This is a genomic window from Varibaculum cambriense (assembly GCF_032557235.1).
GTDB lineage: Bacteria > Actinomycetota > Actinomycetes > Actinomycetales > Actinomycetaceae > Varibaculum > Varibaculum cambriense_C.
In genome coordinates this window covers 173406-186403 of the sequence record NZ_JAWGMB010000001.1, presented here as the reverse complement: position 1 = coordinate 186403, position 12998 = coordinate 173406, and the positions used below count along the sequence as shown (strand labels likewise).

Annotated in this window: 12 protein-coding genes; 7 read left to right on the top strand and 5 right to left on the bottom strand. The window is 52.2% G+C overall.

The window, feature by feature from the left end; genetic code table 11:
- Positions 1 to 2: 2 nt before the first annotated feature.
- Genes E6072_RS00750 through E6072_RS00740 form a run of 3 tightly spaced genes read right to left on the bottom strand, consistent with a single transcriptional unit; the run spans position 3 to position 998 of the window.
- Positions 3 to 383 (bottom strand): Rv3654c family TadE-like protein, encoded by a 381-nt coding sequence (locus E6072_RS00750; protein ID WP_316693110.1) that lies wholly within the window; start codon positions 381 to 383, stop codon positions 3 to 5.
- On the bottom strand, positions 380 to 784 hold the full coding sequence (locus tag E6072_RS00745; RefSeq protein WP_316693109.1) for a TadE/TadG family type IV pilus assembly protein: 405 nt from the start codon (positions 782 to 784) through the stop codon (positions 380 to 382). Before E6072_RS00745 ends, E6072_RS00750 begins: the two co-directional genes overlap by 4 nt.
- A gap of 1 nt (position 785) precedes the next feature.
- Entirely contained in the window at positions 786 to 998 is a 213-nt protein-coding gene (locus tag E6072_RS00740; protein ID WP_024059604.1) for a DUF4244 domain-containing protein, read from the bottom strand.
- A gap of 147 nt (positions 999 to 1145) precedes the next feature.
- Between E6072_RS00740 and E6072_RS00735 the strand changes: the two genes are divergently transcribed.
- The 3 genes from E6072_RS00735 (at position 1146) to E6072_RS00725 (ending at position 4842) form a co-directional block, all read left to right on the top strand.
- A complete protein-coding gene (locus tag E6072_RS00735; RefSeq protein ID WP_316693330.1) occupies positions 1146 to 2564 on the top strand; it encodes a glutamate-1-semialdehyde 2,1-aminomutase in 1419 nt (472 codons plus the stop codon).
- 157 nt (positions 2565 to 2721) lie between these two features.
- Positions 2722 to 4125: a hypothetical protein gene (locus tag E6072_RS00730; protein WP_316693108.1), complete on the top strand. Its 1404-nt coding sequence runs from the start codon at positions 2722 to 2724 to the stop codon at positions 4123 to 4125.
- Positions 4126 to 4842 (top strand): hypothetical protein, encoded by a 717-nt coding sequence (locus E6072_RS00725; protein WP_316693107.1) that lies wholly within the window; start codon positions 4126 to 4128, stop codon positions 4840 to 4842.
- Positions 4843 to 4885: 43 nt separating this feature from the next.
- On the opposite strand, the gene hisC is transcribed toward E6072_RS00725, so the two are convergent.
- Positions 4886 to 5941: a histidinol-phosphate transaminase gene (gene hisC, locus E6072_RS00720; protein WP_316693105.1), complete on the bottom strand. Its 1056-nt coding sequence runs from the start codon at positions 5939 to 5941 to the stop codon at positions 4886 to 4888.
- 147 nt (positions 5942 to 6088) lie between these two features.
- Between hisC and purB the strand changes: the two genes are divergently transcribed.
- From purB to E6072_RS00705, 3 genes are all read left to right on the top strand, one after another.
- On the top strand, positions 6089 to 7534 hold the full coding sequence (purB, locus tag E6072_RS00715) for an adenylosuccinate lyase (protein WP_316693103.1): 1446 nt from the start codon (positions 6089 to 6091) through the stop codon (positions 7532 to 7534).
- Positions 7535 to 7763: 229 nt separating this feature from the next.
- Positions 7764 to 9107 (top strand): hypothetical protein, encoded by a 1344-nt coding sequence (locus E6072_RS00710; RefSeq protein ID WP_316693102.1) that lies wholly within the window; start codon positions 7764 to 7766, stop codon positions 9105 to 9107.
- A 176-nt stretch (positions 9108 to 9283) separates the two neighbouring features.
- Positions 9284 to 9556 (top strand): heavy metal-associated domain-containing protein, encoded by a 273-nt coding sequence (locus E6072_RS00705; RefSeq protein WP_316693100.1) that lies wholly within the window; start codon positions 9284 to 9286, stop codon positions 9554 to 9556.
- A 71-nt stretch (positions 9557 to 9627) separates the two neighbouring features.
- Here E6072_RS00705 and E6072_RS00700 read toward each other — a convergent pair whose 3' ends face one another.
- Complete coding sequence (locus E6072_RS00700; RefSeq protein WP_278605330.1) at positions 9628 to 10287, bottom strand: DedA family protein; 660 nt, start codon at positions 10285 to 10287, stop codon at positions 9628 to 9630.
- Between the two features lie 132 nt (positions 10288 to 10419).
- Here E6072_RS00700 and E6072_RS00695 point away from each other — a divergent pair, with 132 nt between their 5' ends.
- Positions 10420 to 12987: a lysylphosphatidylglycerol synthase transmembrane domain-containing protein gene (locus E6072_RS00695; RefSeq protein WP_316693097.1), complete on the top strand. Its 2568-nt coding sequence runs from the start codon at positions 10420 to 10422 to the stop codon at positions 12985 to 12987.
- Positions 12988 to 12998: the final 11 nt, after the last annotated feature.

The window sequence follows — 12998 nt, the reverse complement described above, 5'->3', positions numbered from 1 at the left end:
TTTTAAGGAGGATTAATGGCGGGACCGGCTCGGGAATGAACTTTAAGCTGCCAGTTGAAAACGGTTTTTATCCGCACCGAAACTTGCACGTCCCTAACGCGCAAAATACAGGAATCTAAGGACACCTCATTTTCTCGGGCAACCTGAGTAGCCACGGCACAAGGAGAGTTCGCGGTGCCATAAAAGTGAGCCTGGGCGGCGGCTAGAGCCGCAAAGTCAGCCCCCGTTTGTGCCTGTGCCTTCGCACTTAAAGCTCCCCCTAATAATCCAATCCCCACCGTCAACGCCACTAACAAACTAATAAAACCCACCGCCCAAATGGTGGCCGACCCCGCCTCCGCCGCTGTGGGGGATAGCTTTGCGCGACTATTCCCAGTTTTCACGGGCCTATTCCCATCGCTAACTCTGGTTCCTTTAGCGTGCTAGCTTTGCAGGTCACCGCGGGTAAAAGTTTTGCTTTCCCCACCAGGTTTTTGCTGGCCGCGGCGCGCACCCATTGTCCACTACTGTCTACGCTGACCTTGATGGTGCCGCCACCTGGCCACGTTTTTCCGATGCTCGCCGCGCGTGCTGCCGTCCGCGCCGCGTCACAAGTTTGCACCTTGGCGGCGCCAGCTGCCCCAGCGCCTAAACCCATCACCGCTACCGCCACCAAGGCAGGCAGGGTCAAAGCAGTTTCGACAGTGGCGTAACCGCCCTGACAATCCCGACGCATTTGCCACAGTCGGCGCAGCCATCTAATAAACTGCGCCGACTGCGGATGTTTCCCAAATATTGTTGTCACTTTAAATCGAAAGTGCTTGTTTAATAATTGCAGTTAACGCGCTTTTTATCCCTCCTCCCTTAATGACCGCCATCAACAGACCAGCGAAGGCGGCTGCCGCTAAAGTACCGATGGCGTATTCGGCGGTGGTCATCCCGTCCTCTTCAGTTCTTAGCCGCGCAATTGCCTGCCGGGTTTGCGCCCAAACCAAGGCGCGCAACGCGAAATCTTTCATCCCTTCCCCTTTCCTGTTCCCCCAGCCGGTTCAGCCCTAGGTAGTATCAGCTTCGCGCAGGCAGAAAATAATGAAAAAAACTAAATAATGTTCTGTGTAAAGGCCGCAATTATCGCCTCTTGGGGACTTGTGGGCGATAATGGGCGCATGAGTGAGCAAGAATCCCGATCCGCTGAAGAACTATTCGCCCAAGCCAAAAAAGCGATCCCCGGGGGAGTTAACTCTCCGGTTCGCGCCTATGGAAGCGTGGGCGGCACTCCGCACTTTATTAAAGAGGCGTTCGGAGCATATATACGAGACGAGGAAGACAACACTTTTGTGGATCTAGTGGGGTCTTGGGGGCCGGCACTACTGGGACATTCTTGCCCCCCAGTAGTACACGCAGTGCAAGAAACTGCCGCTAAAGGCCTTTCCTTTGGTGCCCCCACGGTAGGCGAAACCAAGTTAGCGCAGGCCATCACTGCTCGGATGCCTTCGTGCGAACAGGTACGCATGGTTTCTACTGGCACCGAAGCCACCATGACCGCCATCCGCTTGGCGCGCGGAGTAACCGGACGTGACCTGATCGTAAAATTTGCGGGTTGCTACCACGGTCACTCCGATGGCCTGCTCGCCGCGGCTGGTTCTGGAGTCGCCACTCAAGGCTTACCTGGCTCTGCGGGGGTAACTGCCGCCGTAGCTGCCGAAACTCTGGTGCTTCCCTATAACGATTTTGAGGCTCTTACCGAAACCTTCGAGCGCAAAGGCGAACAGATCGCGGCAGTTATTTGTGAATCCTGCCCCGCCAATATGGGAGTCGTACCGCCACTGCCCGGTTTTAACCAACATATTCGCGCACTTACCAGCAAGTATGGGGCGTTGATGATTACCGATGAGGTGCTAACTGGTTTCCGGGTCGGTCCTTCTGGATACTGGGGATTGCAAAACGATTATTGGGTAGACCTTCCCGCTAAACTTCCCGATTTTTCCGGCGAGGACGAGCTGGCTCGCTGGCAGGCAGGTGAGCTCGAAAAAGCAGAGTTCGTACCGGATCTGTTTACTTTTGGCAAGGTGATTGGCGGGGGTATGCCACTAGCGGCTCTGGGAGGCTCCCGCGAAATCATGGGGCAGCTTTCACCGCTCGGCCCGGTTTACCAGGCAGGCACCCTTTCGGGTAATCCTTTGGCTACTGCTGCCGGACTAAAAACTTTAGAACTTGCAGATCATACAGTCTATGCCCGCACTAGTGCAGTTGCCGATGCCCTCATCGGGGCGATTGAGCAGGAGGCCGAAGAAGCAGGAGTTGCCCTGAAAATCAACCGGGCGGGCAGTTTGTTCTCCGTTTTCTTTGGAGAACTTCCCGCACAAGACGGAGTAACCAATTTCGAACAGGCCAATACGCAAGAAACTTTCCGTTACCGCGCCTTCTTCCACGCAATGGAAGAGGAAAACATTGCCCTGCCACCTTCGGGATTTGAAGCCTGGTTTGTATCTTCGGCTCACGATGATCGGGCAGTAGGACGGATTTTAGAGGCCTTACCTTCCGCGATGCAAGCTGCGGCCGAAGCTGAAAGCAATGATAGTTAAGTTAAAATTGTTTACATTGTTATTCTAATCGAAACCTCATCACCCCAGGACTTTAGTCGCTTTTGATTGAATTCGATTAAAAATCTATCGCTATGCTTTAATGTTGTGATACACTATTAAATGTATTAATAGGTTGGGTAGGAAAGTTCCGATTACTATGAGCATTCTGCGCAAGATCAGCAGTTTTGCCGCCACTATCCTAGTGGCAGCAGCGCCGCTGTGCATTGGCTTCTGCTCTGCTCCCTTCGCGCTTGCCACCCCTTCCGACACGCCGGCCACCAGCACTTCCACTACCAACCCAGCTGGCCGGATCCAGGATCTTAACGACTGGACACAAAAGAATTGCCCTGGTGGGGCCGAGTTTGTTAATGATGTACACGAAAACACCCCGATTTATTTGGGATATGCGGGCGAGAAAACCTACCTGGGATATACCAATACGACCTGGAAGTCTCTGGTCGATCCCAGTAATCAGTTCATTGATGCCGGAACCTTTAAAACTGTAAATGAACAGGGTGAAGAAGTCTCCACTTACAAGCCTAAATTTGGTACCTGCGTGCGGGTTGCTTCCGATACAAACGGGCAGGCTATCGCCCCGGTCTATTATGGAACGCTTTTTACCTCAGATGAGTCCGCCCTGACCTCCTCTGGTTTTAGTGCTAAAACTCAGACCGTTTTCCAGGTAACCAAAGTGGATACTTGGGAACCGGGAACAAGGATAGAATCACGGGCTAGCGAGTCTAGTCACAACTACCAAGAAATGCCCCACTCCGTGGCTAAAAACAGTTCCGACAGCGGCTTTAATAACCGCCTAATAGGCACAGAAGACTGGATTAATCTGCGCTTTAGCCAGTCCGGTTTTTATACCATTCACCTAAAAGCCATCACTACTGACCCGCATAATCCCGATAAGTCTTACCAGACTGAAATGGCCTATACCTTTATCGTTGGGAAGGAAGCCTCGGTTCCTAAAAAGTTACAGGATATTGTTGATGGAAAGGACGGGGAAGGATCTGAAAATCCCCCCACTCCTGATCCGGGAAAAACCACCCCTGGTACTTCCACACCCGGTCACGGAGATCAGGACGGAACCTCAAATCCGGGAACTAGTCCCACCTCGAAACCTACGAACGGGCATAACGGTACGGCACGTAACCCGAACCTGTCTTCTTCTTCGCGACTACAAGCAAGTTCGCAGCTAGTAGGCACTAACTTGTCGCGCACCGGTGGCTCGCTAAGTCGCGCCCAGCTACCGCAACCTCCGGCAAACGCCTTCCCCACCCTGCCCGATCCGGCAACTGGTTCTTCCCAGACAGAAAATGCTGCGGGAACTGATCCGGACTCTAATACTAATCCTGGCTCGGCCGCTGCTAACGGCTCCAATTCTGGCAGCCAGACTGCTAATGACAATCCCTTGAAATTCCAGGCAGATAGTACTTCTACTGATCTGGCTACCAAGCAGTGGATTCGCTCTTCCTCGCTAGCCGTATTTGCCCTAGGTCTGGGAGCTGCCGGGCTAACCGGTATCGGATTACTTATTTTTTCCCGCCTACACCCCTAAATGAAAACATCCTTCCGTAGCCGGGTGCGCGATTACCGGTTGAAAAGAGAAAAAGATCAGCCGCTGGATCAAGCCGTCTACATGACGATAGCTACCGGCAGGTTGGAACCGTTGCTGCGCGCCCTCGCGATCTACCCCGTCTACAGTAGCGGCGAACTCCGCTCGCAAGCAGACTCCCAATTTTTAGTTGCCTACGCTACCCGCCTGCGCTCCCCCGCATCCCCCACAGTTAACGCCGCCCTCTTAACTGAACATCTTGATTCGATCCGCGAGGGCACCGAAGAATCTCAGCCAATAGGTGCCCTCCTTAACCCGGGGGGACAATTTGAGATCACTTTAGAAGCCCATGATCTCCCCCGTTTAGCATCCCTAGTAGCGGGGATTCCTACCGAGGACGCCCTCACCCCGATAGCTTCGGAATCCTTAGATATCACCCCGGCAAATAGCGCACATACCGGGCAACTGGTTGCTTTAACGCCCAACCTCCCGGTACCAACCGGACTCACGCTGCAGGCATTAACCGCCAGCTTTCAGGGATTTAACCCTGGCAGGTGGCCCGTGGTTTTTCTGGTAGACAGCGGGGGAGTTCCCCAAGCGATACCGGCTACCCTGAAAGAACAGCTCACCCGCAAGCTTCCCCAAGCCATCTTGGTAGATCCCGCCGTACCTGATTGGCGGCGCGACCTATTTTGGGGCTACCGGGAATTACTTACCTAATAACTGCCGGCTCAATACCGGCAACGCTTGACCAAATAACGATTTACCTGGGTTTTATGCTGCTCATAGCCGCCAGGAACTGATCATTTTCTGCCCGGCTACCAATAGTTACCCGCACGCCCTCGGGGAAGCCCCGCGTTTGTATCCCCTGGGAAAGCGCTGCCGCCTGAATCTGCTCCCCTACCGACCCGGCAAACCAGATAAAGTTGCCGCCTGCCTGCGGAATTGTCCAACCAAGATTGCGCAATTCACTAAGAAGTCGCTCGCGCTCCTTACAGATCTGCAACACCTGGGAGCGCATAGCCTGATCATCTGCCAGTGCCGCCAGGGCGCACGCTTCCGCCACCGCCGAGAGCCCAAAAGGAGTAGCCACTTTGCGGAGCGCTTCCGCGAGCATAGGGCTAGTTAAACCGTAGCCACAACGCAAGCCAGCCAAACCGTAGGCCTTCGAAAAAGTGCGCAGCACCAGCAGATTAGGAAAGTCCGCGAGTAAAGTCACCCCGTCAACGTGACCGGGGGAAATATCAAACTCGAAATAGGCTTCATCCAAAACCGCCAATACCTGGGCAGGCAACGCCGCCAAAAACTCGCGAACCTGAGTCCCGGTCAAAGAAGGCCCGGTAGGATTATTCGGGCTACACAGGATAACCGCAGCCGTGTTTTCGTCTACGGCACCTAAAATCGCGTCCAGGTCATGGCTACCGTCACTATTAAGCGGGATCTGGCGCAAAGAGGCGCCGGTGATTCCCACTAGAATCGGGTAGGCCTCAAATGAACGCCAGGCATAGACCACGTTATTTCCCGCCTGTGCTACGGCACTTAACGCATTCGCTAGCACCTGAATAGATCCAGGGCCTACCACCACCTGCTCCCGGTTTAACCGGTAATGCGCCGCCAATTTTGCTACCAGATTGCCCCCAATGGCATCCGGGTAGCGGTTAGTGCTGGCCAGAGCCTGCACCCCGGCCTCGACAATCGGCTTTGACGGCGGAAAAGGCAGCTCGTTACTGGATAGTTTTACTACTTTTCCGGCATCGCCTTTGCCGGCAACATAGGCGGGCAGGTCGGAAAGTACCTGCCGTAATCGAACCTGACTCATAACCTAAGTGTGCCTTTTTTCTGCTCGCTGCGCTTTCGGGTTTCAAAATTGTCCGCGGATCGCTATTCTCGCCCTGTCCGAAGGTTTCAAATTTCGCCCGGTCATTCGCTGGAACTTTGCCTCGCCACCTCGTGCCATAATAGAGTTATGCAAACCCTTTTTGATGACTGCTTTAATTTCGCCAAAACCGATATTGCTTTAGGTCCCTTAGATGGGCGCTACCGCGGTCAGGTTAGTGCGCTCACCAACTACCTGTCCGAACCGGCTTTAAACCGCTCCCGATTATTAGTTGAGGTAGAGTGGCTAATTTTCTTGGCAGAAAACCAGGTATTGCAGGGGGTAAGCCCCTTTAACGAGGACGAAAAACGCTATTTGCGCTCGCTGATCACTACTTTCGGCGAAGCTGAAGTGGCGGAGCTTAAACAAATCGAAGCTGAAACTAAACATGATGTGAAAGCTGTGGAATATTTCCTGCAAGCCCGCCTGCGCGGAGCCTCGGAAGTTCTGGGCGACACTTCCCTGCCTAACTACCTGGCGGCGGTACATATTTTTTGTACTTCTGAGGATATTAATAACTTGGCCTATGGAATTGGGATTAAAGCGGCGGTGGAACAGGTGTGGCTACCGCAAGCGCGCCAGCTGGTGGAGCAGCTTTCGCAGTTAGCTCACCAGGCGGCCACGGTTCCCATGCTGGCACATACTCATGGGCAACCGGCCACTCCGGTAACTTTAGGTAAAGAGATGGCAGTGTTTGCCCACCGGTTGCGCCGCCAGCTTTCCCGGATTGAAAAAACTGAATACTTGGGCAAGATTAATGGTGCTACCGGTACTTGGGCGGCACATAAAGTAGCGGTGCCCAGCGCTAACTGGCCACAGTTATCTAAGTCGTTTGTGGAACATCTGGGTCTTTGTTGGAATCCGCTTACTACCCAGATTGAATCGCACGACTGGCAAAGTGAGCTTTATAGCGACTTGGCACGCACTAACCGGATCCTGCATAACCTGGCAACCGATTGCTGGAGTTATATTTCGATGGGTTACTTCCACCAGAACTTGGCGGCTCAAGGCTCCACGGGGTCTTCTACGATGCCGCATAAGGTGAATCCGATTCGCTTTGAAAACGCGGAAGCCAATCTGGAGATCTCTTGTGCGCTGCTAGAAACTTTGGCGCAGACTTTAGTTACTTCGCGCCTGCAGCGTGATTTAACGGATTCTTCTACCCAACGCAATATTGGGGTTGCTATCGGTCACTCCCTGCTCGCCCTATCCAATCTGCAGGGAGGTTTGCGGGGATTAGATGTGGCGAGCCAGGTAATGGCGCGCGACCTTGATCAGAACTGGGAAGTACTGGGCGAGGCCGTACAACAGGTGATGCGGGTTGAAGGACTAGCCGGGACTCCCGGGATGGATAAGCCCTATGAGCGGCTGAAAGAACTGACTCGTGATAGCAAAGTTGATGAGGCAGCGATGAAAGAGTTTCTAACTTCATTAGGACTTTCTGAGGACGCCGAGTCTCGGTTGCTGGCACTCAGCCCCAAAACCTACTTCGGATACGCTAGCGAACTCGCCACCGGGGAAGCATTAAAAAACTAATACTTACCAGGCGGTAAGTATTGAAAAGAAGCTTTTTCGGGGCGAATTCCCAATATTTGAGGTGTCATAATCAGAGCGTTTAACCTGCTACCAGCCATTTATGATGTATATCACCTAAATGAGACAATTATCAGCTGGCAATTTATTAACCAAGCGGTAAGATTAGAACTGGTACCAGATAAATGGAGCGTTCCCAATAGCGGCTCCGCAATAGATGAGGGATTTAATCATGAGGCTTAAGAACTTCGCCAAGACCCTAGTTTCCGGGGTTTGCGCAACGGCATTAATACCTGCCGGTCTCTTAGCGGTCGCGGCGGCCGGTAACCTGGCAGAGGAATCTCCAGCCGGTAACCTTACGGTATCTACCTCGGTGGCCAACACTCCCAAATTCTTAACCGGATGCATTGGCTCAGATCAATTGGGCTATGAAAATGTGCGAATTAATAAACTCCCTGCTGGTAAAGATTGGTTTTTAACTGTTTCCGACTCTGACCAAAACCCGTTTGCCAGTCGCGACAGCTACACAAACCCCAATGCTGGCGGATACATGTATACCTTTGATCCGGCCGCTAACGATAGCTCGCGAGCATTACAAGGCTCGGTAGGGAGCTCGGGTCTCGGTCTGGCCGGCACCTACCACTTTAAGGACTCGGTAAAGGATCTACACCCCTGGGTATTCGTTCAACTTGAGGACGAGATCTACGGAGCTTTGAAAGTCAGCACTGGCTGCGAATACGATTTCAGCACCATTTTAGAAAATAATACTTTTGATAAGTACCTGGAAATCAAAAAGTTCCTAGTGAATCCGCAGGCAGTCAAGCAGGATTGGAATCCGCTATTAACCTTGCACCAGTTCCGCGCCCCGGAAGCAGCCGACTTCAAGGTGCTGGATACTCGCCCGACTCCGCCACCGTCAACTGACCCGGATACGGAACCCAGTCATCCTGATGTCCCCGAAGTTCCTGACACTCCCGAGACTCCTAAACCTACTGAAACTCCCGATAGTTCTGGAGCACCGACAGTAGATCGCCAGGCACCTACGCTTGACGCTGCGTCAAAGAACAAAGGCTCTAAAGAAATTAAGCAAACCACTCCGGCTGCCCCGCCGGCTACTGCGCCTAGTTCATCAGTGCGGCAGGCAGCTCCTCAGGGACAGGCTACAAATCCGGCTCCTGCACAGGCCACTCGGGTACGCACCGTTATCCAAAATCGCGATAATACTCGCACCGTAACCGTTCCCGGTCCGATTCGTTACCGGGAGGCTCCCACAACTTCCTCTAATAACGCAAGTAATAACAACTCTTCTACCACCGCGAACAATTCCGCAAAACCGGCTCAGGAAGGGTCCGGGAATGGGCAGGAAGCAACTGGCAATGGGACCGCCAGTCAAGTTCAGGGAGTAGAAGAACCCAAGGCGGCGCCCTCTGCGCCCGCCGCGGCTAGAGATGCCAATGTGAACCCCAGCGTGGTTGACCGCATGGGCGGACTGGGCACCATTGCCGCGATCGCAGTTCTTGGGTTAATCGGCGCAGGTGGCGCCATAGCCCTGACCAGATCGTTGATGAACGGTTAAGTCCACTGGGAACTGGACTTAACGGTTTCTAGACTGGTCAGGTACGGGGCAGGAGATTCCCTCAATCTCCTGCCCCGTATTGTTATCTCTTGGCGTTGCTAACACTCAGCATTGCAAAGCTGGTACAAGAGATTAAACTTTAGCCTAAGTAGGATTAATAGAGAAGAGGATGCAATATGCGGTTTTTTCCAACAAAACGACCCGAACAAAAAGCCAACGATCGCACTATCGATATTGCGGTCACCGGCATGACCTGCAATAAATGCGTAGAGCATGTCACGGAAGCTTTGGAGAGTTTAGATAACGTCAAACGGGTGTCAGTGTTGCTACGCACGGAGGAACCCAGTCAGGTAACTATCCTTACCGACTACGAGATAGAAGATCAGGTTATCCGGGACACCATCAAAGATGCCGGATACGAAGTGGTGGCTATCGAACGCGATCAGTAAACACCGCAAAAGCTATCTAACTTTTAAGCGCCCAATAGGGCAAACGTTAGCTATTTCCTAGCCCGGTTATCCTATTTGTCGGCAGATTTCTTCTGGGAACGTGCCTTAAAGTAGCTGAACACCATCGGCAGTACCGAGATAGCTACAATCGCAATTGCGATTACCTCAACGTTATTGGCTACCACCGGGATATCTCCCAATAGCACGCCGGCCAGCATAAAAGCTCCGATCCAGAGAGCGGCACCCACCATATTCCAGATTAGGAATAAGCGGTAATTCTGTTTGCCAATCCCGGCAATGATGGGGACAAAGGTACGAACAAATGGTACAAACCGCGCTAATACTAGCGCCACCCCGCCATAGCGACGAAAGAAATCCTCAGATTTGTGCATGTTTTCGGTTGATAAATAGCGGGCATCATCTTTGAAGAGCCGTCGCCCATATTTACGTCCTAACCAGTACCCCACCATATTTCCGCAGATAGCAGCGATAAAAAGTATTAGGAAGGTTAACCATTCCGGCACCCCAGGTATCCGGTTATGCAAAATGCCGAGGGCAAAAATCATCGAGTCACCCGGAAGCACCGGGAATAAGACCCCAGACTCAATGAAAACTATCAGCGCCACCGCAGCCACCATCCAGCCACCAAGTTCCGCTAGCAGGGTGTTGAGCAGAAGATTCGGGTCGGTCAGATAATCCAAAGCTCCCGCGGCTACTACAGACGCAAACATTCGTCCTCCTGAGAATAATTCATACTCCTTTCTCATCCTAGACGAGCGCGCCAAAAAGCGAACATGCTAAAAAGCAGGCTGGGCGCAAGCTCACATCTAGGTATGTACCTTGATTACACATAGAATCAAGACATGAATATTTCGGGAGAGACGGCGAGTCCACTGCTTGATCGACACCTCACCGAAATTGTCGATACTAAGAACTCCCGTTTGCGACGCATCGATGACCTGGCGCGTGCCGGGGTGTACCTAGTGGTGATCGTGTTGGTGGTGCTAATGGCTATCTACGCCCATGCCACTACCCAAGCAGTTGCCCAGGATTTGACCAAAGTATTCGTAAACACCACTTTGGCGCAGATTCTGCTCCTTCCGCTTTCCATGTTGCAAAACCTATTTATCTTGGCAGCCCCGATCGCTTTAATAGCTATGTTGGCGCTGCGTCGCCAATGGGTACGCACTTTTCAAGCAGCTTTTACTGCGGTAATCGGGGGAATGATAGCTTTAGGCGCCTCCGCATTGATTTCCGCTCTTCCCTACGTTTTTTCAAATGCTTTGAAAGTGTGGTCAGTTGAGGGATCAATAGTCGCAATCTCTATTCCCTTTACTTCGGTTGTGGCCATGATGACGGTGGCAGGTGAACGCCGACGTGACCAGTTATTACGAGTGCTGTGGGTAATAACCTGGTTCATTTTAGTCTTAGCGGTCTTACAGGGACGTATGACCTTACCTTCCGCGCTAATCACCGTATTTTTAGGCACTCTAACCGGTTGTCTGGGACGTTACCTCTGGGGGGTACGTAACTACCGCCCGACGGGACGAGCCTTAATTACTGCCCTTATCCAAGTGGGAATAACTCCCCGGATGATTTTACGTCTCGATCCCCCCACGGAAGGTGACCGGCTATGCGTCGAAGAGGTTACTTTCACTACCGAAAGTGGTTCCCTGGTGCTAGTGGGCGAAATGAAAAGGAAACTGCTAGAGGTTGATCCAGTTTTAGAACTATCTACCTTTGCCGGTAGCGATCTTAAATCCTTTACGGAAACGGTAAGACCCGGTGAAAGGGTTTATAGCGTAATTGCTGACAATAACCGTCGATACCGCATGGTAGCAACTGACGGAGACTCCCGTCTTTCTACCTGGATCACTGGAATCTGGACTAATCTGCGTCTACGTTCTTTTTCCAAATCAACCGCTGCCACAGTGCGACAAAACGGGGAATATGCGGCGCTTATGGGAGCGATGACCACCCGAGCACAACTTAATACTCGCCCCTACCACGGCCTGGCTCACTATGGAAGCACCATGCTCAATATTTTCGAGGACGATGTTTCCTTACGCCCCTTTGCTAGCCTCTCTCCCTCTGATATTTCGGAGGAACAGCTACATTCTGCCTGGTCGCAACTGTTAAAAGCTCATCAAAATGGCCTGGCTCACCGTAATATTAATGCGGAAAACTTATGTTTAGGCTCTGATGGATCTTTATACTTTCTAAACTGGTCTGACGGAGAAGTCGCAGCCTCTAAAATGTCGATTCTAATTGACCAGGTACAGTTGCTAGTTCTAACTAGTCTTTACCTCGGAAAGGATCGGGCTGTCGCCGCGATGCGAGCAGTGCTTCCATCTTCCCAAATCGAAGCGATGGTGCCAGTACTACAAACTTTGGCTTTGCCTTCCGCAACTAGACAAAAACTTCGCAAGAACCCGCTACTTTCAACCCTGCGCCAGGAGCTGCTTTCCAAAGCCCAGACGGATCCCGCAACCGTTCCTAGAGCTCAGCTCCGCCGCTTTTCCTACTCCTCTTTGCTATTTACTGCCTTGGGAGTTATGGCAGTACTGATTGTTTTAGGTTCTTTAAACTTCAAAGAAATCTATACCACGATTTCTACCGCCAACGCCTGGTGGATTCTCATTGGCGCTTTCTTTTCTCTGGCTATGAGTAGCGGGCAAGCACTTTCCTTGCAAGCAGTAACCCCGAATCGCTTAGGCTACGGCGAGCTATTCCTACTGCAGTTGGCGGGTTCGGTAACCTCGCTAGTAGTACCCGCGGGGGTAGGAGTAGGCGCCCTTAACCTGCGGTATCTAACCAAGAAAAATATGACCGGCGCCCTCGCCCTCGCTACCGTTTCCTTAATGCAACTGTTCCAGTTCGTAATTACGGTAGCGCTGCTAGCAGTCATGGTGATGTTTACCGGTACCTCTATGAACGTGCGTCTTCCTTCATCGACAGTATTGGCAACTGTCTTGTCAATAGTGGCACTGCTAGTGGCCGGATTTACCCTTCCAAAGGTGCGTAAATGGATCTGGGCCAAAATCCAACCCACCTTTCACCAGGTTTGGCCGCGCCTAATCTGGATTACTTCTAGTCCGCGCAGAATGACTCTAACCACCCTGGGATGTTTAATGCAGACTGGCCTGCAGGTAGCAGCATTTTATTGTGCGCTGGCCGCATTTGGCTACCATTTGCCGATAGCTACCATTACCGTTACATTCCTAGTATCAAACACTTTGGGTTCTATGATTCCCACCCCTGGCGGCCTCGGCCCGGTGGAAGCAGCCCTGACTGGTGGTTTGCAAGTGGCAGGCGTACCGGGTGCAATCGCCCTATCTGGAGCCTTGCTTTATAGGTTACTGACTTTTTGGATGCGTGCCCCGATTGGTTGGCTCGCGATGCGGTACCTGCAGCGACGTGACGTGCTATAACTAACTAGCTC

What these genes read in the sequence shown, in the direction of transcription:
- E6072_RS00700 (WP_278605330.1), bottom strand. Translation starts at nt 10,287, where the DNA reads ATGTTTGCGTCTGTAGTAGCCGCGGGAGCTTTGGATTATCTGACCGAC.
- E6072_RS00735 (WP_316693330.1), top strand. Translation starts at nt 1,146, where the DNA reads ATGAGTGAGCAAGAATCCCGATCCGCTGAAGAACTATTCGCCCAAGCC.
- E6072_RS00705 (WP_316693100.1), top strand. Translation starts at nt 9,284, where the DNA reads ATGCGGTTTTTTCCAACAAAACGACCCGAACAAAAAGCCAACGATCGC.
- hisC (WP_316693105.1), bottom strand. Translation starts at nt 5,941, where the DNA reads ATGAGTCAGGTTCGATTACGGCAGGTACTTTCCGACCTGCCCGCCTAT.
- purB (WP_316693103.1), top strand. Translation starts at nt 6,089, where the DNA reads ATGCAAACCCTTTTTGATGACTGCTTTAATTTCGCCAAAACCGATATT.
- E6072_RS00740 (WP_024059604.1), bottom strand. Translation starts at nt 998, where the DNA reads ATGAAAGATTTCGCGTTGCGCGCCTTGGTTTGGGCGCAAACCCGGCAG.
- E6072_RS00695 (WP_316693097.1), top strand. Translation starts at nt 10,420, where the DNA reads ATGAATATTTCGGGAGAGACGGCGAGTCCACTGCTTGATCGACACCTC.
- E6072_RS00725 (WP_316693107.1), top strand. Translation starts at nt 4,126, where the DNA reads ATGAAAACATCCTTCCGTAGCCGGGTGCGCGATTACCGGTTGAAAAGA.
- E6072_RS00730 (WP_316693108.1), top strand. Translation starts at nt 2,722, where the DNA reads ATGAGCATTCTGCGCAAGATCAGCAGTTTTGCCGCCACTATCCTAGTG.
- E6072_RS00710 (WP_316693102.1), top strand. Translation starts at nt 7,764, where the DNA reads ATGAGGCTTAAGAACTTCGCCAAGACCCTAGTTTCCGGGGTTTGCGCA.